Below are 18,765 nucleotides of genomic sequence, written 5' to 3'. Positions count from 1 at the left end.
CGCGCCGGAAATCAGGCAACTAATTCGGCGGCCCAGCTTCCTGCTGGCGGCGTTGCCGGTTCGCCCAAGTACGACCCAGTACGAGGACGAACCGGCGCCTTGCCAGCAGAAACCCGGATCCACCGACTTGATCACCGCATTTCCGGCGCGGGACACTAGCGCCGGCCGCCGCTTCCGTCCGGGTCGGCGACGGTGCCCTGTCGCCGCGCGGTGTCGCGGTGAGCACGGACGGCCGGTACGTCTTCGTCGCCACCGGCGATCCCGACGACGACCGGAACGGGCGCCTGACGACCTTCGCCGTGGGGGTCGAGCACCGGCTGGAGCCCCCGGAGCGCGGTCGAGCTCGGGCCGGGTGCGTTCGGGGTGGATGTGTCGCCCGACGACCTGTTCCTGTACGTCGCCTGTTCCGGCGACGACGAGATCCGGCCGTACCGCATCGGCCTCGGCGGGCGGCTGCTGCCGCTCCCGGCGGCGACGGCGCCGGACTTCCCGGTGGCCGCGAAGGTGAGCCCGGACGGCCACCGGCTGTTCGTGACGAGCCCCGCACTGGCCGGCGGGAGGTCGAAGGGCGTGTGGGTGTTCGGCATCGACGTCGACGGCACCCTGCACGCGGGCAACCACACGCCGACCGGGGACGCGCCGGTGTGGCCGGCCGTCACCGCCGAGGGCCGCCGGCTGTACGTCTCGAACGAGGACACCCGCGGCGAGGTGTTCGGCTTCGACGTGGCGGCGGACGGGGGGCTGACTCCGCTGCCCGGCTCGCCGTTCCCGGCGGGGGGCGAGTTCTCCCAGTTCCAGTCCGCTGCGGTCACGTTCTCGCGACGCCCCGGTGACGACTGAACTGCGACTCTGCCCGAGGTCGAGGAACGTGCGGCCGCCCGAGCCTGGTAACAGCTGCCGTGGCGCTGGAGCAGCTATCCCGCGCGCTGGCCCTGACAACGGGTCACCGACCCGAATGACTCTCGTTCTTCGGGACCGCCATAGGAATGACGCGCATCGCGGCGCCGGCCACCGCCGCGTTGCCGACGCGGTCCTGGCCGGCGGCGAAGGTGGACGCCACATGCGAGGGCAGGGACTTCGAGTGGGAGTCCATCGCCGTCTTGGCGGCCTGGGCGTTGCCGATGACGGCCGGTACCAGGACCAGCGCCGACTTGCCCCGGTCGGCGGCGGAGGCGGTGCGTAGCTCCGTCGCGGTCACCGGGACGGCCGGGCGGTGCTGCGGCGGCAGGATCTCAGGCATCTGTGGTCGTCCCCGGGTCGGTTACGAGTCCAGCATACGGGCCCAGCTCCGACGGGCGGAACAACCGCGCCTCGCGCTGGAACTGGCGGGAGATGCCTCTCACGACGTGGCGCATGGTGATCGCGGGGCTGTCGTTGTCCGCCGCCGTGAGGGCCGCTGTTCTTGCCGCGGCGGTGATGCTCGCGCCCGTCATGTCCAGGCGGCACAACGCCTCCAGGTCGACGTCCGCGGCCAGGGGGGCCTCCGGCGGGAAGGCCAGTTGCCACAGCAGGTGCCGTTCCGCGAGGCCCGGGCGGGGGAAGTGGACCACGAAGTGGAAGCGGCGGGTGAAGGCGGGGTCGATGTTCTCCTTCAGGTTGCTCGTCAGGATGATCAGGCCGTCGCTGACCTCCAGGCGTTGCAACAGGTAGCCGACCTCCAGGTTCGCGTAGCGGTCGGTTCCGTGCTTGACGTCGCCGCGTTTGCCGAACAGGGCGTCCGCCTCGTCGAACAGGAGTACCGCGTGGCTGTCTTCCGCCTGCTGGAACACCGCCTCCATGTTCTTCTCCGTCTCCCCCACCCACTTCGAGACGACCTGTGCCAGGTCCACCTTCAGCAGCTCCAGGCCCAGCAGTCCGGTCACCACCTCCGCCGACATCGTCTTGCCGGTGCCCGGTTCACCCGTGAACAACGCCTTGATGCCACCCGTCGACTTGGCCGCGAAGCCCCACGACTCGGCTATTCGCGGCCACGCGCGGAACGCCGACGCTATCTCCGTTATCTGGTTTCTCTGCGCCTCGGGCAGCACCAGATCAGCGATTCCCCGGCGCGGGACTATCGCCTGGACCGCACTGTTGTTGCGGCCTCTCGTCACCGTCGCTATCGCCTCGTCCACATGACCCGTGATGCCGGTGCCGGACAGCCGCGCGTCCGTGTCGGCCACCGCGGCCACCGCTCTCAGCTCGCCCGCGCTCATCCGGTAGCGGGCCGCCAGGTCCTCCAACTGCCCGCCGGTCAGGGCCGGGAACGCCGCCGACCACATCGCCCGCCGCTCGGGGAAGGCCGTGGCCGGCACCGTCAGCTCGGCGTACGCGCGGGCGGCCAGCAACGCCGCCGGGCGCCACGGTGTCACGCCGGTCAGGCAGATCGGCACCCGGGACCTCAGCAACGCCCCGGGCGGTTCGTCCGGCGCGCCGTCCGTCGGCAGCCACAGCACCGCGCCCAGCGCCGCCGCCAGCCGCAGGTCCGACTCCGGGTCCGACGTCATCCGCCGAAGCGGCCGGCCGGCGGCGGCCGCCAGGGTGATCGCCGCGTCCACCTGGCCGTCGGGCGGGCAGCCCCACAGGCCCACGACGTCCACACCGCCGGCGGCCAGCGCCTTCGCCAACCCCGTCACCCGTTCCGCCGACAGGTACGGGGACACCACCCACGGTTCCGGCACCGTCACCTCGCCGGGGTCGTGGCCGACCAGGCCCGCGTCGCCGAGCCAGCCCATCAGGTACTCGAAGACTCCCGTGCCCAGCGCCAACTCCCGGGCCAGCTCGGTCGGCGCCTCGCCGTACGCCAGCACCAGGCCGTACCGGCGCAGCCTCCCCGCCGGCGCGAGCGCACGCCTCAGTGCCAGGCGGTCCGGTGGGGTCCGGGCCGCCACCGTGAGCAGCAGCTCCACGGATGGCGCCCGACGATTCAGGTTGTCCACTATGAACGCGTAGACGCGTTCGTAGCCCGCATCCAGCTCCGGGGCCGCCACGAGCAGCAACGCGTCCTGTTCCGCGCGGGTCAGGCCGAAGCGGGTCGCCAGCGTGTCCAACGGCAGGGCCACCCCTCGAGACGCCGCCAGGCGCCTCAGGTGCTGCTCGCCCTCGGGGTCCGGGCGGCTCACCGACGGTGGCTCGGTCATCGCCTCGGCGAAGGCGTCCACCCGGCCCAGCAACGCTTCCACCTGCTCGTCCGTCACGCAGAACGGCGTCAGGTCCGGGCGCGTCAGCGCCGCCGCCGCCCGGGACTGGTGGTCCACGGCCGCACGTAGCGCCTGGTGCAGCTCCGCCAGGCGGACGCGGAGATGCTCTGCCGCCAAGCCGCTCACGCGTCACCCGCCGGAGAAGGTCAGGGGCCGGCCGCCCAGCCAGACCACGTCGTGCACATCCGTCAGCGCGCCGCACCGCCACAGGTCCGTATGCCGCCTTCCCAGCGGCAGCCGCACCTTGACCGCGCGTGGCGTGAACTCGACCGTCGCCTCCAGGTCCGCGAATCGCCTCAGTGCCAGTACCGGGTCGGGTCCGTCCTCGCGCCACAGCTGCCACGCGAGCATGCCCAGGGCCAGGGACGCGGCCAACGTGACGGTGTGCTCCAGCGCGTCGTCCTCCGCCAGCGGCACCGCTCGATGTGCGGTGAACAGGGCGTCCACCAGGCCGGCCAGATTTTCGGCCTGCACGGGAAGCTCCGCCGCCAGCCGCAGCGGCACCGCGCCGGCCGTCCACAGTGGAGTCCGCCACGGCAGGCGGGAGACCGGGTCGTCCCGCAACGGGCGGACGTCGGTGACGAAGCGGACGCCCGCGGCGGCGAGGTCGCGCAGGCACGACGGTGGCAGGGCACCCGAGCAGACCAGCACCGGCGGGCGGCCGCAGGCCGCCCAGTGCGGCAGCAGGCCTGCCGGCTCGGCCGCCCACGCGACCGGGAACATGCCCCGCGCGTCGACCAGCAGCACGCCGTCGTCCACACCCGTGACGAGGAGCGCGTCCGCGGGGTCGTGGCCCCGGCACAGGGACAGCGCCAGCACGCCGTCCAGCACCGGCAGCACGGGGCGGACCCGGCGGGCGAAGACGGTCAGGTCCGGGACCGACTCCAGGCCGGCGAACACCGCCGCCGACGCGTTGTCCCCGGGTGTCCTGCGCCAGCCCCGTTCCGGTGCGCCCAGCACCTTGTACGCCAACGCCGCCGCGAACAGCGGCGCGTCCCCCAGCAGGTCGACGCTCGACAGTGCCGGGCCGATCGCGTCCAGGTAGCCGGTTCTCGCGAGCGGGCCGGCCAGCAGGAACGGGAGCGCGGCGCACACCCGGGTCGTCTCCCCTGCCATGCCGAGGAGAACCGTGGCCGGGGACGCCACGACCGGCGCGGGCGGGGAGCTGGCCGGCGCGGCGAGGTCGTGCGTCGCCGGGTCCACCGGGAACGACTGCCGGTGCGCCAGTTCCGTGGCCACCTCGGTGACCACCGCGGCCGGGACGGCCGCCGGCGGTTCGGCACGCAGTGCGGACAGGCACGTCCGCAGCGTGTCGTCGGGGAGCAGGGCCAGCAGTGCCCTCAGCTCACCGCGTTCGGCCAGCTCCGTGAACAGCGCGGCCGGCGTGGCCGCGGGAACCGCACCAGGCAGCGTGTCGTCCACTGTGGACATCGCGGGCGTGGCGGGCGGTGCGGCGACGGGTGCCGGGTCCACGCGCACCCCCGTGGGCTCGGGAACGAGACCCGTTGCGGTCGCGCCGCCGCCCCGACGGGAGAGCCGCACCGTCAGGCGGACCGGCTCGGTGATCTCCACGTCCGGGCCGTCGCCCGACACGATCCCGTCGAACTCCGCGGCCAGCAGGTCGGGCAGCGCGTCCAGCGCCCGCCGCACCAGGCCGTGCGGATCCGGTCCCCAGCTCCAGCCACCGCGCCGGATCACGCGCACCACGCACCGGCGCACGACGACCTCGCCCGCGGTGGGGACGCTCATGCCTTCTTCTCCACCCTCGTCAGGACGCCCGCCAGGCCGGCCACCAGCACGAGCACGCCGTAGGAGCCGGCCGACACCGTCACGCCCAGCTGGATCGACTCACCGCCCGGCTGGATCGACCCGGGCAGCACCCGGACGCTCTCGCCGACGGCGACCAGCGCCAGCACCGGGGTCTGCACGGTCACCTCGAACGGCAGCGTGACGACCAGGCTGTCCGTGCTGAACACCAGGTCCGGGTTCTCCCAGGACGGCAGCTCCCGCAACGCGGGTCTCGGCTTCGCGCCGGGCACCTGCTCGACGCCGAACGCCAGCGGGTCGGCGAACACGCCCGGTTGGTCGTCCGGCGCGTGGACCGCCAGGTCCCCGGCCGCCAACGGAAGGACCGCGACCTCGCCCGCACCGGTGCTGACCCGCAGCGGCAGCTCCCGGCCCACCAGCGAGCCGGCCGCGGCGTCGTCGGGCAGGGTGACGCCGACCGCGTTCACCGCGCCCACGACGTGGCCGGTCGCCGGCGCGTACACCACGTAAAGGGTCATCCTCCACCGCCACTCGTCGCCGCCACCGTTGCCAGCACCAGGAAGTCGACCGCGCCCGGTTGTTCGAACACCTGGGGTGGCGCGGCGGCGTAGTCGAAGATCCGCACGCGGCAACGGACTCGCCGGTCACCGTCCACAGTGGCCTGTGCCGGGCTGGTCAGCGTCGTGTCGTTCGGGGTCGGCGGGACCCGCGGCGTCACGTACACGTGCAGCGACACCCGGCCGTCCGCCACCTCCTCCGGCGTCACACCGGACGGCAGCGGCAGCAGCATCCCGTCGGTGGCGCTGCCGGAGGTCGCCAGCACGCTGCCCGCCGAGATCCGGCTGGCGAAGCTGCCCGCGATCGTCAGGTTCCCGTTGGCCGCCACCGTCATCAGCGGGCTGACCGAGCCGCTTGCCTGGTACAGCCCGTAGACCAGGCTCGGCGGGTCCTCGCCGGACAGCACCAGCGCCGGCTGTCCTTCCTGGACGGCCGGCCGGGAGCGCAGCGACAGGGTGCCGGACCGGGCCGCCACCGTGTCCGCACGCACGCCCGCGTAACGCGGGCCGACGGTACGGGCCCTCGACGCGACGGCCGTGAAGTGGCCGTCGGTCCAGCGGAGGAAACCCAGCAGCACCAACCATCGGGCCGGTGGGTCGGCCGGGGCGGCGCCGACCGCGGGGGGCCGCTGTTCGGCCACGAGGCGTTCGTCGCCCAGCCGGCCGAACAGGATCTGGTACGACTCCTCGACCCGGGTCGGGCCCGTGGCGCCGGCGCACGAGCCGGGGCCGGTCGAGGTCCGCGCCCGGTCCACCGCGGTCAGGAACACCGGGTACGGCTCGGCGCTCGCCCGGTCCGCGCCGTTGACCTGGGCGAACTCGGCCTCCGACAGGACGACCGGCGCCGGGACCACGATCTCCCGGCCGGTGCCGTCGATCGCCGACCCGGCCGACACGCTCACCTCGACGTACCGCGCGTTCGTCGCCGGGTCGGTGCGGTCGGCCGTGGTCAGTTCGAGTCCGTCCGCGATGCCCCAGTCGTGCAGCAGCCGCGAGTGCCGGCCCGTCGTGCCGCGGGTGTAGGCGACCGTCGCGGCCAGGTCCGCCGCCGCGAGGACCTGGCCCTCCTGGAACGCCGGGCGCAGTGGACCGGTCACGACGACTCACCCGACCGCGGCCTGCGTGCCGACGACGACCTCGTGCTCCGTCTGGCCGGCGGCTTCGGCGGCTCCTCGGGCTCCTCGGGCGCCGCGGCCGGGCCGGCGCTCTCCAGCTCGGACAGCCGGTCGCCGAGCCGTTCCGGCAGCTCCTCGCGCACCCGGGTGACCTGTGCCCGCGCGGTGTCCAGCTGTCCACGCAACGCCTCCACCGTCGCGCTCAGGTCGCTCACCTGTGACCGCAGCACGTTCAGCTCCTGCAGGCTGTCGGTCACCTCGCTGGGCACCGTGCGCACCTGCTCCCGCACGGGGTCCGGCACCGTCTCGCCCGGCGCCGGGGTCACCAGGAGGTTCCACATGTGCTCCAGCGGGCCGGTGCGCCGCCACTTCTCGAGCAGCCCGGCCACATACGCCACGGTGCCGTCGTCCGGCGGCACGGGTGCGGTGTACACCGGTATCGGCTGGCAGCACACCTGCTCGGCGAGGTGGCGCAGCTGGTAGAGCTTCGGCAGCCACTCGCCGTACGCCGAACCGCCGGGCAGGACCTGTTCGCGGGTCGCCGAACACACCCGTACGACGTCGCAACCGTCCAGCTCCAGGTGTGCGATCAGCACGTCGTCGTCGGCGTGGCTGGCGCACGGCGGGTTCAGCGTCGAGCAGGCGGCGTCGGTGACGAAGCGGCGCAGGTAGGTCGTCAGCCGGCCGGCCGCCTCGGTGAGCAACGACAGGTCCGTGACCGTCAGGCGGTGGGTGGGGTCCGGCTCCGGCGTGGGCAGTGGCTGCGGCATCGCGACGGTCCGCACGTCGTCACGCAACCGGCAGTCCCCCACCCCGGGTGCCCGGTCGAGCCGGCCGAGCAGCCACTCCCGGATCCGCACCAGGTCGGACCGGAACTCGACCGCCAGCACGTTGCTGACGGGCGTGCCCTGCGCCAGCAGGCGAAGCTCGATCGGCGCGTCGGCGTCCCGGTCGACGATCCGCGCCCTGGCCTCGGCCACGACGGCCACCGCGATCGACCGGTGCACCGGCTCCGGCCACATCTGCTCGGGGTCGGTCTCGGACAGCTGACCGCAGACCGTTCCCAGCACGCCCCTGGCATGGTCGACGTCGCCTAGCTCGTAGGTCTTCCGCAGGTCGTCCTGGCCGGCCGGGGCGTAGGTGTCGTAGCGCGCGAGCGCGCCGGCCAGCGCCCGCACGTCCTCGGTCAGCAGCTGGACCACCGACGGCGACTCCGGCGTGCCCTCGCTCTGCCCCAGCCGGCCGAGACTCTCGTGGTACCGCGCGGCGTCCTCTGCGCCGAAGGTGAAGCGCCGGTCCGACGCGGCCCCGGCGACGGCCATCGCCTCCAGGTACCGGTCGAACCGCTGGCCGAGGCGGCGGACCCGCCGGTAGGCGTCCCTCGAGCCGATGCTGGCCAGGAGCCTCGTCGCGGGGTTGTACCGGTGGTCGTCGGTGGTGTCGCACCTGACGACGAACCGGAACCCCTCCTCGACGCGGGAGGGCACACAGCCCGGCGTGGGGCACGGCTCCTCGGTCGCGTACGGCGCGACCGGGTCCACGGCGGACTCCTCGTAACGTACGAAGAGCCCGTAGCCGCGTCGTTCGTCGTCGCACGGGTCAGCGCACCGCACGCCCGCCGACGACACCCGTGAGTCCCGCACGAGCGCGCCGACGTCGACCTTCTCCCTGCAGGCCAGCACGATGTCGTTGCCGCGGCCGTCGAGCGCGTGCCCAGGACCCACCAGGACCGTCCCGCACGGGTCGCAGCTCACCTCCAGCCCGCAGACGACACCGGGTCCGGACAGCGTCCTGTTGTGCAGGCGGGACTTCCCGGACACGTAGTCGGTCAGCAGGGACAGGTCGTCCTCGGTGAGCAGCTGGCCGGCGAAGAACCGCGGCCGCACGAACGCGGACGGGAAGGCCGAGGCCCCGCCGCACCCGCACCCGCAGTCTGACGTGCTCATCAGCGCTCCTCGGTGATGAAGAACCAGCTCTCGAAGACGTCCCCGCCCGCGCCGGTGCCCGACGTCCACGGTCCGATCCCGGACGGCGGGACCGCACACCCACCGGTCTCGGGCTCGGGATCGTGGTCGTGCTCGTGGTCGTGGTCATGGTCATGGTCGTGCTCGGTCGCCGCCTCGCCCTCGGCCCGGACCCGGCCGAAGAACGGGACCTTGCCGCCGACGTTCGTGCCGTCGACCGGGCGGCAGCAGCGGTCGAGGATGAACGCCGCACGGACCGTGACCAGCACGCGGTCGCCCTCCTGCAAGGTCTCGCGGGTGGTCTGGCGGTACCGGAACTGCCGGGTGAACTCGCCGGACGCCGGTTCCTCGAACTGTCCGCCCATGTACCAGGTGTCGGCGTTGCGGCCGGCGCCGCCCTCGATCACCTGGATGTCCACCACGCCCCGCTTCAGCGTGTCCACCCGGACGTCGTCGGAGAAGCGCACGACCAGGCCGCCGGTCTGCTTCTGGGTGCCCAGCAGCTCCTTCGCCTCGTCCACCGTGTAGGTGTGGCCGTGGCGCCAGTTGACGCCGGTGATCACGGTCGGCACGTGCCTGCCGAACGGGCGGCGGATCTCCTGGTGGATCTGCTCCTCGCGTACCGGCCGGGGCCAGTCCACGTCGTCGATCCTGGCCAACCACAGCACCTTGTGCTCGCACCGGGAGCAGCACGTCTCGCAGCGCTCGTCCTTCGGCGGCTCCCTGGTGGTGACGCGGACGGCGTAGCTCTCCTCGGTGTAGCCGCACTCGCAGTCCGAGGTGTCCCCGCAGCTGGAGTTGAAGACGGTCCTGGTCGGTTCGACCGCGCGCTCGGCGTACTCGATGCCGACCCAGACGGTCCTGCCCGCGGTGCGCTCGTCCTCGCGCAGCGCGTCCCACAGGTCGATCACGCAGTCGCCACCGACGACCAGCTCGTTGCCGTCGCAGTCCACACCGAGCCCGGAGGTGATCCGGACCTTCGCCCTCGGACGCTGGTCGGGCCGGTCCTTGCCGCCCTCGTCCGTGGCCTTGTCGGCTGCGTTGTCGGCTGCGTTGTCGGTGGCCGGCGCGGGTTTCACGAGCAGCCCGCACACCACGCCGTAGCCGAGCAGGCAGCGCATGCGCAGCTTCAGCTTCTCGCGGAAGTACTCCTGCTCGCGCTGGAAGTCCCGCGCGGTGAGCATCTGGCCGTGGAAGTAGCGCAGCCGGCGGAAGGGCGGCTCGTCGAACTCCCCGTGCTCCGGCGTCGCGGGCTCTGTCGTTACCTCGGTCATCTCTTCCTGTCCTCTCAAGACACTCGCGTGTGGACCCCGACCGCGGACACCACGCCGGCGCGCACGCCGTGGCGAGCGCCTCGTGGCCCGGGCCTCAGTACTCCGTCGTGGTTCAGCCGCGCGCCACCCAGCACGGGCGCGGGCAGGGGGACGAACGCGGTGTCCACCCCGACCGTCGACCGTGTGCCGACCACGAACCCCGCCCCGCCGGCGCGGACCGACCCCCTCGTGTGCGCGGGCGCCTGCCGGACCACCAGGCGCCGCAACGCCTCCTCGTCCACGGTGCCGGTGCCGGCGGGCAGCAGGACGCGGAACCGGTGGGCGTGCTCGGTGAGCGGGTCGGTGTCCGGGTCGCCGAACGCCCGCAGCGGCGTCGTGCCCAGCGTCGAACCGTCGAGCCGGAACCGGGACGACGAGCGGCCGAACAGCCGGACCGACCCGAGCCCGCGGGCGCCCGCGGGCGTCGCGGTCGCGCGTACCTGGGCCCAGTGCCGGTCGGCGGCCAGCTCGTCGATGACGGGGGTGACGCCGAAGACGATGGCGATGGCCTCGGACAGCGCGGCCGGTGTGCCGCGCCTGCGGTACAGCGTGGGCGCGGCGGCGATCAGCTTCCGGCGCGTGGCCGCGTCCCAGCCGGACTCGAACGACAGGCCGAGCAGCCCGGCCAGCCACGGCAGTGCCCCGTCGGGGACCCCCTCCGGCGCGAGCAGGGCGGGGTAGCGCTCGATGACGCGGTCGATGTCGGCCATCGTGGCGTCGAACAGGGACAGGAACCGCTCGGTGAAGTCGTCCGCGGCCGGGTCATGGCGGAAGGCGGCGGGCAGCAGGTCCGCACTGGTGGAGCGCGGGAAGTCGAGCCGGATCCGGTGCAGCACCGGGGTCGCCGCCCGGTCGCCGGACAGCACGACGCGGGCGGTGAGGAACCGGCCGGGCGGCTGGTCGACGAGGAGGTCGGTGACGCCGGCGGGGGCGTGTTGCCAGTCGGTGTCGGCGAAGCGGCCGTCCTCGGACACCACGACCGACATCGAGACCGCGGTGCCCGCGGGCACGTCCGCCTCCACCCGGACGCGGTGCCAGCGGCAGCGGGAGGTGCCGCTGTCGATCGGTTGGGTGGTGAACTCGCCGTCCGGCGCGTACCGGGTGGTGTCCCGCGCGGGTTCGGGGCGGGGCTCTCCTGCCCAGGTGTAGCAGGAGGTCACGTCGCCCCCGGCGCACTTCTCCGTGAGACAGAAGCCGTTCTCGGCCGCGGCGACGAGCGTGCTGGGCGGCAGCGCGGCGGCGAGGTCGGCCGGCCCGGCCGGGCGGAAGTGGTGGCGACCGCGGTGGATCTGGTACCGGCCGCGGTGCTCGGTGAGCAGCCAGATCGTGTGGCCGGCGACGCGGAGCCCGACGATCCTGCCGCCGGCGTGGGCGTGGACGACCTCGCGGAGCCGGCCGTCGGGACCGTACCGGCGCAGCTCGCCACCGCCGGCCACCCAGGTCTGCTCGTCCTGTGCGAGCGCGACGACCTCGGCGCGGCGCCACCTGATCACGGCGGTGAGGTGGTCGCCTTCGTTGCGCCACACGAGGACCCGGCCGGAGTCGACCACGGCGACGCGGTGCCCGCGTGCGGCGACCGCGACCGGCTCGCGCAGGAGCCGGGGGTCGCAGCCAGGACGCCACACCGGCGGCCAGCCGCCGCTGTCCCGGCGCAGCAACCGGTCCCCGGACAGCAGGTACCAGGCGCACGGGCGGCAGCCGGGTGCCAGGCGCGGGTCGGGAAACCACGGGAGCAGCTGGGCGCGGGTCGGGCCGTCCGGGGACCGGCCGCCGAAGGACAGCCGCACGCCGGTCTGGTCCTCGAACCCGACCACGTTCCGCACCGTGGGCTCGTCCTGGTCCCACCCGACGAGGTCGTCGAGGAGCCGGAACGTGGCCGCGGTCGGCGCACAGGTCATGGTGACTCCTCCACCGGGATCAGCAGCGGGCGCTGCGGCCAGACGAGGTCGTTCGGCGGGATCTGGTGGTCGGCGCACGGCGGCAGGCGCAGCCCGTCGACGGTCAGCGACAGCCCCGACACCGCGAGGACGCCGTCCACGGCCAGGAGCCGGCGCACCAGCGGGGTGTGCCGCACCGCGCCGCCGAAGGGCCAGCCACCGCCGTTCTCCCCGCCTCGCACGGGATCCAGGTACGTCGTGACCGCGTCGCCCGCCCTGGCCAGCACGGCGGCCCTGTCCTGGCCGGCGTCGAGCACGACCCGGGCCTCCACGGCGATCCGCCGGAACGCGACCGGCCCGGTGACCACGGTGACGCCGGCCGGCGCGACCTCGCGGGTGAGGAAGTCGGCCACCGCACGCAGGGTCGCGGCCGACGGCACCGGCGGCTCGCCCGAGTCGTCGAGCGGCGGCACCACGAGGACGCCGACCACGCCGGGGATCGGACGGCCCGCGAAGTCCGGATGCAGCCCGGGCACGCCGTGCGCGCGGGCGACCGACGCACCGGGCGCGCGGATCGCCAGCAGGCCGTAGTCGGCCGGCGTCACGGCCCGCCCGCGGGCCCGCAGCTCCCCCACCCCACGCAGCATCACCTCGGCGTCGGGTTCCGCGTCGCCGCCACCGGTCGCGGGGAACGGGTTGGCGACCCGGGTGACGAACGGCAGCGCGGTGACCACGCTGTTGATCGCGCCGGCCGCCACCGCGCCCGCCGCGCCGCCACCGACGCGGTACCGCACGGCCCGCACGTTGCGGAAACCGGACGGCACGGGCGCGCCATGCACGCCGTCGCCGAAGGTAACCACGCCGGTCGCGTGGTCGACGACGAACACGCGGCCGTCCGGGCCGTACGCGGCGAGGCTGTCGACCTCCTGCCACGGCGTGGCCGTCCCGGTCGTGGTGCCGAAGACGTCGGTGGCGGGGTCGTCGTCGACCTCGATCACAACGGTGCCGGCGAGGATCGGCACCTGGCTCAGCCGCATGCGCCGCCGTGCCGACGGGGCCGACGGGTCCTGGATCGGCGCGAGCGGCTCGTCGCGGACCGTGCGGGCGGCGGTGGCCGCGACCATGTTCAGCCGCAGCCCGGAGACGAGCGGCGGCGCCGCGGTGAACGTGCCGTGGGCGACCTGCAGCCGCAGCCACCGCAGCACGGGCCCGGTTCGGGCGGGTGACCTGCCGGGCGTCCACGTGCGTGGCACCCGGAGCTCGACCGTGCCGGTGGCCCGCAGGCCGCCGGTCTCGTCCCGCACGACCTCGGCGGGGACGAACCGGCCGCCGTCCAGGACGTCCCAGCGAAGCAGCGGCCCGGGCGGGAGCGGCAGCGGCGCGGTGCCGCCGGCCTGGGCCGGGTTCGGTGGCGCGGCCTCGACGACGAAGCCGATGGTCAGTGCCGGGAACGGGCTCGCGGTGCCGGCGAGGCCGAGCCACAGGGCGTCACCGGGCTGGGGGTCGGCGCCGAACGGCGCGAACGCGCGGCCGGGTCCGCCCGGCCCCAGTGGGACCGGTTCGAGCGCGCCGGCGTGCGCCACCGCGACCGCGGCCAGGGTCGCGGGGGTGGCGTGGAGGTCCTGGTCGGTCTCGTAGATCAGCTGGCCGTCGGGGGTGGCCGCGGCGGCCTGGAAGCCGGCGGGGACGAGCACCGACGAGCCGTCCGGCGGGGTCACGGTGAACTCCAGCAACGCGGTCGCCGCCGTGGCCGGGCGGCGGCGCACGCCGGCGGTGTCAAGGTGCTCGGCCAGGATCTTCTCCGGCAGCCGGTTGACCCGGGTGAGCACGGGTTCGGCCTGCGTGCCGAAGAGCCGGACGAGCGCGACGCCGGCGTCCTGGCGGTCGGGGTTGGTCCAGTCCGGGGTGTAGCCGGGGATGCGGTCGCGCACGGCGGCGCGGACCGCCTCCCTCGTCGCGTCGACGAGCTCCGGCGCCACCCCCGACGGCCCCGGGCCGGGCACCAGGTGCGCCTCCTCCCCGGCGCCGCCTGCCCACCAGACGTCGGTCACAGCAACCCCTCCCCCGGTTCGACGGCGGGCACGCTCCTCGTGCGGACCTCACGCAGCCGTGGGAGCTCGCCGGGCCGCAGGGCCTGGTCCGCGCACGAGTCGGTGGGGTCCGCGCCGTCCAGCGCGACCGAGACGGCCGCGACGAGCGCGAGGTCGCCCAGCGCCCGCTGCGCGGCACGCAGCAGCGCCGAGGGACGCAGCGTCTCCCCGAACGGCCAGCCGGTCTCCTCGTCGCCGCCCACCAGGGGATCCAGGTAGCGGCGCAACGCGTCACCGACCACCGTGGACACCGTGGCCCGGTCCGCCGGCCGGCCGGACAGGTCGACCCGCAGGCGGACGGTCCGGTAGGCCGGTGGCCGCACGAACACCTCGACCGTGAGCAGCCGCGCCTGCGCGAGCCGGTCCGCGACCTCGCACAGCATGCCCGGATCCGGTTGGGGCGCCGGCACATCGCGTGGCACCGACGGGACGATGTGGACGGTCACCGCGCCGGGCACCCGCGCGCACGGGAAGCCCGGGTGTTCGCCGAGGGCGGCGTGGGCCCGGCCGACCGACACGCCCGGGGTGGTCACGGCCAGGGTCACGTAGTCCTCGGCGGTGACGGCCCTGGTCACCTCGCCGAGCACGCCCGCCGCGCGTTCACGGGCCTGCGCGACGGTCTCCGGGTCGGCGCCACCGGCGGCGTCGACGAGGTTGGCGCCGCGGACCGCGAGATCGCCGGCGGGCAGCCAGTTGTCGGTGCGGCCGCCGTTGCCGTCCCGGCCGCCACCGATCGTGTACTCGACGAGCACCTCGCCGGCCGGGCGCGGGACCCGGCCGGTGAGGCCGTCGCCGAACACGAGCGCGCCGTCGGCCCGGTCCAGCAGGAAGATCCGGTCGCGGGGTGAGCCGGACGCGAAGTCCACGGCCGGTGCCCAGTTCTCGCCGGCGAGCCGGACGGCCGCGTCGAGGAGGCGACCGGCGGCGTCCGGCAGGACGAGCCGCTGGCCGGGAAGCCTGCGCCAGGCCTGGGTCTGGCCGGCCAGGTCCGCGGTGCGTCGCTCGAGGTGTCGTGCCGCGGACACGTTGACCGCCAGCTGGAGCAGCCGCGGCGGTGCCGCGAAGGTCGCGGCCGGGGTGGACACCATCAGCCCGGAGTCCTGTGTGGACCATCCGTCGGGCGGGAGCAGGCGTACCACCCCGGACCGCCGCAACCCGCCGGTGCCGTCCTGGACGTCCGCGAACGCCCCGGAAACCGTGCTGCCCGGCCGGAACCAGGACCAGGCCAACCTGGCCGGCGGACGGACCGCGGGGACCGCGGGATGCGACCAGAACGGCGGCAACGGCGAGTCGAGCTCGACGAGCAGGGACAACCAGCCGGGCGCGGTGTGGGAACCGCGCAGTGGCAGGGTGAAGCGGACCGAGGCGGCCGACCCGTCGGCGGGCAGCAGCGGAACCCCGCGCCTGGCCAGCAGATCCGGGGTGCGGTCGCGGTCGGTCGCGACCGTCACGTCGCCGTCGACCGGGAAGACGGTCGTCTCGTCGATCGAGAACCTGATCGCGCCGGCCGGATCGCGGGACAGGACGGTGTGCTCGGGAACCACGACCGGCGCCGGCTCGTCGGTGGTCAGCCGCAGCACGGTGGTCGCGGGGACCGCGGGCCGGGGCGGTTCGACGCCCAGCAGTCGCAGGATCGCGACGACGAGGTCGTCCGGCACCTGGTCGAGCCAGTACAGGCGCTGCTCCAGCAGGTACGCGAACAGCTCCAGCAGGGTGACGCCGGGGTCGACGGGTGCGTGCAGCGTCCACGTGCCGTCCGACTCGGCGGGGATGCGGCCGCGGATGGCCGCCATCATGTCGGCCCAGGTGAGGTCGTCCAGCTTCGGCGCGGGCAGGGTCATGGGGTGCTCCCGGTCAGGCCGAGGTAGAACGGGAACACCAGGTTCGCCTTGGTGTTGGTGCGCCGGACCCGGTACGCGACGGTGACCGTGACCCGGGAGGAGTCGAGCGGGTCGGCCTCCGCGCGGGCGCCGTCCAGCTCGACCCTCGGCTCGTGGGTCCGGACCGCGTCGGCGATCGAGCGCTCCAGGTCGCGCAGGTTCTGCGTGCTGCCCGGCGCGAACACCGACTCCTGCGCCCTGGTGCCGAGGTCCGGCCGCATCACGCGCTCGCCGGTGGCGGTCAGCAGCAGGGCACGCAGGCAGTGCTCGATGCTCTGCTCGCCGACGGCATAGGACAGGCGCCCGGCCTCGTCCGGCAGGATCGGGAACCGCCAACCGGTGCCCAGGAACGGCTCGCTCATTTGCTCACGGTCACTTTCGAGGACAGCACGCTGGGCGGAAGCGGCGACGACGGACCCGCGTTGGGATGGGTGTGCAGGGCGAACGCCTTGATCAGCTCCTCGCCGAGCACCGCGTGGTCGGTCGCCCCGCCGCCGAGGTCGACGCTGCCCGCCTCCACGGTCACCTTCGGCGCCTTCAGGGTGATGCTCCCGTCGGCGGCGACGGTGACGTTCCCGCCCTCGGCGGTCGTGATCCGGATCTCCTTGGCGCCGTCGTCGAGCAGGACCTCGTGGCCTGCCTTGGTTCTGATGACCTTCTGGTCCCTGCCGCCGGTGCGTGCGGTGGGCGGCTTGTCGACGCCGTTGTAGAGCCCGCCGAGCACGATCGGGAACCGCATGTCCCCGTGCACGAACGCGACCAGCACCTCGTCGCCCGTCTCCGGCACGAACAGCGCGCCGTAGCCGTTGCCCGCGTACAGCTGGCTGACCCGGCACCAGTCCGTGACGGTCGAGCCGCCGTCGAACCATGGGAACGTGACCTTGACCCGGCCCTCGTCGTCGCCGTCGTTCGCCACGACGATCGCCTCGACCACGCTGTAGTAGCGCCGGTCGGTGCTGCGCGCCCTGGGCACGGTTCTCGTCATGGTGCGCCTCCCTGGTGGATCCGCCTGCCGGTGAACGTGGTGAAGAAGCCGCTGCTGCCAAGGGAGTGCTCGACGCGCTTGACGAAGTACGTGCCGGAGAACCGCACGCCGAGGCCGAAGATCTCCAGGTTGTCGCCCGGCCGCAGCTCCGGCAGCCCGGCGACCCGCCCGGTGGCGGTGATGAACTCGTAGGACCGTTCCCGCAGCAGGGCGATCGCCAGCTCGCGGGCCTCCTCCTGGCTGGTGACCGGGGCGTCAACCAGGACCTCCTGCCGGCCGCCCGCCGCGCTGTCCGCCGCCTCCGGGCCGCTCTCCCCGCCGGCGGAGCCCTGCCCGGCGGGCAGGTTCTCGGCGGTCGCGGTGAACGCCAGCTCCTGTTTGGTGCGGGGGTCCCAGCCGCGCACGGTGAGCTTGCTGACCTGCTGGGAGACCGTGAGCGTCGGGGTGAAGTCGATCAGGTTCGGCACCAGTCCCTCGGGCAGCCCGCTCGGGCCGGTCGTCAGGCCCGGCTGGTAGGTCAGCCGGAACAGGCGGATCGGGCGGCCGTCGCGGCCGTCGGTGGGCTTGACGAAGTGCAGCGTCTCCTCGCCGGTGTCGGGGTCGGGCAGGATGAAGCAGTCGAAGTCGAGGCGTTTCGCCCGCTCCATCAGGAACTCCGCGTCGGACTGGTTCTTCTGCACGACGAGGTCGTGGACCGGGCCCTCGTGGGTCGTGACGACGCGGAGCTTGTTGCGCTGGGCGATCCGCTCGGCGATCCGCCAGTCGGCCATGTTGACGAAGTTCTTGTCCTCGTCCTTGGTGGGCTTGCGTTCCTTGAGCTTCAGCATCCCGTCGACGCCGCTGACCGAGACGGTCGGCGACGCGCCGTCGGGGAACTTCGGGGCGAGCGTGCTGATCGTCCCGGTGGCGACGGTAAGGAGCCGGTCGGCGTAGCCGAGCCGGACCGAGACCCGGGAGCCGAGCCTGAACTCGCGTGAGTCGCTGTGCTTGAACCTCAGGTTCTGGTCGTCCCAGTTGTTGAGCTCCAGGTCGAAGCCGGACATCTCCTCGATGTCGCGGTGCACCTTGATGTCGAGGATGTCGTTCCTGGTCGTCGGGTCGGCCTCGACGCCCTCGATGAACACCTCGAACTCGGGCGCGTACCGGTCCGGGTCGGCGGTCTCCGGTCGGGTCGCCGTGGTCATGGCAGCCTCGGCACGGTCAGCACGCGGCCCGGCCTGAGGTCGCGGGGGTCGGTGATGTCGTTGGCACGGGCCAGCTCCCGCCACGCGTCCGCGCGCCGGTACACCGCGGCGGCGATGCTGGACAGCGTGTCGCCGCGCCGCACGACGTAGCTCTTCTCGACGGTCGGCGAGGAACGCGGGGTGTCCAGGACCTGTTGCGCGGCGGGGCGGAACTCCTTCAGCGAGATGTCGAGCTGGGCACGCAGCGGGACGCCGTCCCTGCCGAACAGGACGTAGTTCACGTCGAGCTTCTCGAGCACACCGGTGAACACGGCCTCGTCCCAGACGAACCGGACGATCGGCGGCGCGTGTTCCCTGCTGTCGGGCCGCATCAGGTCGCGTATCGCGTCCACATAGGACGTGCGGACGTTGTCGAGCGTGTCGGAGGTGTCGACCAGCGCCTGCACGGTGAGCGTCTCGCTGCCGCCGCGGACGTACTGGATCGGCGGCGTCTCCAGGCCCGGGATGGTGATCTCGGCGAAGGTGTTGGACTTGCTGAGCTTGTAGTCGGTCGGGTTGAACCGCAACGGGATCCGCCGCCGCCGCTCGTCGGCGATCACCGGCCGGAGGATCTCCAGCCGTGCGAGCGCGCCCTGGCTCGCGAAGGACACCGGGGTGGTACTCACCAGCCACCCTCCATGTCACCGAGCTTGCGGTCGTTCGCGGACTGTTTCGCCCGTGCGCACTCCGCCTCGTACAACCGGGACCACTCCTGGATGTGCTTGTTGAAGAGCCGCTGGAACACGGCCCCGTCGTCCCCGTCCACCTGGAACCGCACCTCGAGGTTGTGAATGATCAGGTTCTTCGGCACGCTC

The 18,765-nt window shown here is 73.7% G+C and carries 16 protein-coding genes; 1 reads left to right on the top strand and 15 read right to left on the bottom strand.

The genetic code is table 11. The features are described 5' to 3' along the window. The first annotated feature begins 363 nt into the window (after positions 1-363). Positions 364-840, top strand: coding sequence for a hypothetical protein (locus VET29_RS24935; RefSeq protein WP_324924618.1), 477 nt, complete (start codon positions 364-366; stop codon positions 838-840). Positions 841-943: 103 nt separating this feature from the next. Here VET29_RS24935 and VET29_RS24930 read toward each other — a convergent pair whose 3' ends face one another. From VET29_RS24930 to VET29_RS24860, 15 genes are read right to left on the bottom strand one after another with little or no spacing between them, the layout of a single operon-like run. Then, positions 944-1,240 (bottom strand): hypothetical protein, encoded by a 297-nt coding sequence (locus VET29_RS24930; protein ID WP_324924616.1) that lies wholly within the window; start codon positions 1,238-1,240, stop codon positions 944-946. Next, complete coding sequence (locus VET29_RS24925) at positions 1,233-3,305, bottom strand: ATP-binding protein (RefSeq protein ID WP_324924614.1); 2,073 nt, start codon at positions 3,303-3,305, stop codon at positions 1,233-1,235. Before VET29_RS24925 ends, VET29_RS24930 begins: the two co-directional genes overlap by 8 nt. Before the next feature lie 3 nt (positions 3,306-3,308). Further along, positions 3,309-4,928, bottom strand: coding sequence for a hypothetical protein (locus tag VET29_RS24920; RefSeq protein WP_324924612.1), 1,620 nt, complete (start codon positions 4,926-4,928; stop codon positions 3,309-3,311). After that, a complete protein-coding gene (locus VET29_RS24915) occupies positions 4,925-5,464 on the bottom strand; it encodes a hypothetical protein (RefSeq protein WP_324924610.1) in 540 nt (179 codons plus the stop codon). Before VET29_RS24915 ends, VET29_RS24920 begins: the two co-directional genes overlap by 4 nt. Further along, on the bottom strand, positions 5,461-6,600 hold the full coding sequence (locus VET29_RS24910) for a hypothetical protein (RefSeq protein ID WP_324924609.1): 1,140 nt from the start codon (positions 6,598-6,600) through the stop codon (positions 5,461-5,463). The genes VET29_RS24915 and VET29_RS24910 overlap by 4 nt, the downstream gene beginning before the upstream one ends. After that, positions 6,597-8,564 carry a hypothetical protein gene (locus VET29_RS24905; protein ID WP_324924607.1) on the bottom strand — a complete coding sequence of 656 codons (1,968 nt, stop codon included), beginning with the start codon at positions 8,562-8,564 and terminating at the stop codon, positions 6,597-6,599. The genes VET29_RS24910 and VET29_RS24905 overlap by 4 nt, the downstream gene beginning before the upstream one ends. Next, entirely contained in the window at positions 8,564-9,856 is a 1,293-nt protein-coding gene (locus tag VET29_RS24900) for a hypothetical protein (protein ID WP_324924605.1), read from the bottom strand. Before VET29_RS24900 ends, VET29_RS24905 begins: the two co-directional genes overlap by 1 nt. Before the next feature lie 14 nt (positions 9,857-9,870). Next, a complete protein-coding gene (locus VET29_RS24895; protein WP_324924603.1) occupies positions 9,871-11,793 on the bottom strand; it encodes a phage tail protein in 1,923 nt (640 codons plus the stop codon). Then, entirely contained in the window at positions 11,790-13,823 is a 2,034-nt protein-coding gene (locus VET29_RS24890) for a putative baseplate assembly protein (RefSeq protein WP_324924601.1), read from the bottom strand. The genes VET29_RS24895 and VET29_RS24890 overlap by 4 nt, the downstream gene beginning before the upstream one ends. Continuing rightward, positions 13,820-15,703, bottom strand: coding sequence for a baseplate J/gp47 family protein (locus VET29_RS24885; protein ID WP_324924599.1), 1,884 nt, complete (start codon positions 15,701-15,703; stop codon positions 13,820-13,822). Before VET29_RS24885 ends, VET29_RS24890 begins: the two co-directional genes overlap by 4 nt. Continuing rightward, positions 15,700-16,104 (bottom strand): GPW/gp25 family protein, encoded by a 405-nt coding sequence (locus VET29_RS24880; RefSeq protein ID WP_324924597.1) that lies wholly within the window; start codon positions 16,102-16,104, stop codon positions 15,700-15,702. Before VET29_RS24880 ends, VET29_RS24885 begins: the two co-directional genes overlap by 4 nt. Continuing rightward, complete coding sequence (locus tag VET29_RS24875; protein ID WP_324924595.1) at positions 16,101-16,727, bottom strand: phage baseplate assembly protein V; 627 nt, start codon at positions 16,725-16,727, stop codon at positions 16,101-16,103. The genes VET29_RS24880 and VET29_RS24875 overlap by 4 nt, the downstream gene beginning before the upstream one ends. Next, positions 16,724-17,911, bottom strand: a complete 1,188-nt coding sequence (locus VET29_RS24870) for a type IV secretion protein Rhs (protein WP_324924593.1) — start codon at positions 17,909-17,911, stop codon at positions 16,724-16,726. The genes VET29_RS24875 and VET29_RS24870 overlap by 4 nt, the downstream gene beginning before the upstream one ends. Further along, complete coding sequence (locus tag VET29_RS24865; RefSeq protein ID WP_324924591.1) at positions 17,908-18,576, bottom strand: LysM peptidoglycan-binding domain-containing protein; 669 nt, start codon at positions 18,574-18,576, stop codon at positions 17,908-17,910. The genes VET29_RS24870 and VET29_RS24865 overlap by 4 nt, the downstream gene beginning before the upstream one ends. Then, positions 18,573-18,761 (bottom strand): putative phage tail protein, encoded by a 189-nt coding sequence (locus VET29_RS24860; protein WP_324924589.1) that lies wholly within the window; start codon positions 18,759-18,761, stop codon positions 18,573-18,575. The genes VET29_RS24865 and VET29_RS24860 overlap by 4 nt, the downstream gene beginning before the upstream one ends. Positions 18,762-18,765: the final 4 nt, after the last annotated feature.

The sequence above is a fragment of the Actinophytocola sp. genome, from assembly GCF_035634895.1.
Taxonomy (GTDB): Bacteria; Actinomycetota; Actinomycetes; order Mycobacteriales; family Pseudonocardiaceae; genus Actinophytocola.
This window is presented reverse-complemented; position numbering and strand designations above follow the sequence as displayed.

Excerpts from the sequence above, each read along its gene's own strand:
- VET29_RS24930 (WP_324924616.1), bottom strand. The coding sequence starts at position 1,240 with ATGCCTGAGATCCTGCCGCCGCAGCACCGCCCGGCCGTCCCGGTGACC.
- VET29_RS24920 (WP_324924612.1), bottom strand. The coding sequence starts at position 4,928 with ATGAGCGTCCCCACCGCGGGCGAGGTCGTCGTGCGCCGGTGCGTGGTG.
- VET29_RS24915 (WP_324924610.1), bottom strand. The coding sequence starts at position 5,464 with ATGACCCTTTACGTGGTGTACGCGCCGGCGACCGGCCACGTCGTGGGC.
- VET29_RS24905 (WP_324924607.1), bottom strand. The coding sequence starts at position 8,564 with ATGAGCACGTCAGACTGCGGGTGCGGGTGCGGCGGGGCCTCGGCCTTC.
- VET29_RS24900 (WP_324924605.1), bottom strand. The coding sequence starts at position 9,856 with ATGACCGAGGTAACGACAGAGCCCGCGACGCCGGAGCACGGGGAGTTC.
- VET29_RS24895 (WP_324924603.1), bottom strand. The coding sequence starts at position 11,793 with ATGACCTGTGCGCCGACCGCGGCCACGTTCCGGCTCCTCGACGACCTC.
- VET29_RS24885 (WP_324924599.1), bottom strand. The coding sequence starts at position 15,703 with ATGACCCTGCCCGCGCCGAAGCTGGACGACCTCACCTGGGCCGACATG.
- VET29_RS24880 (WP_324924597.1), bottom strand. The coding sequence starts at position 16,104 with ATGAGCGAGCCGTTCCTGGGCACCGGTTGGCGGTTCCCGATCCTGCCG.
- VET29_RS24875 (WP_324924595.1), bottom strand. The coding sequence starts at position 16,727 with ATGACGAGAACCGTGCCCAGGGCGCGCAGCACCGACCGGCGCTACTAC.
- VET29_RS24870 (WP_324924593.1), bottom strand. The coding sequence starts at position 17,911 with ATGACCACGGCGACCCGACCGGAGACCGCCGACCCGGACCGGTACGCG.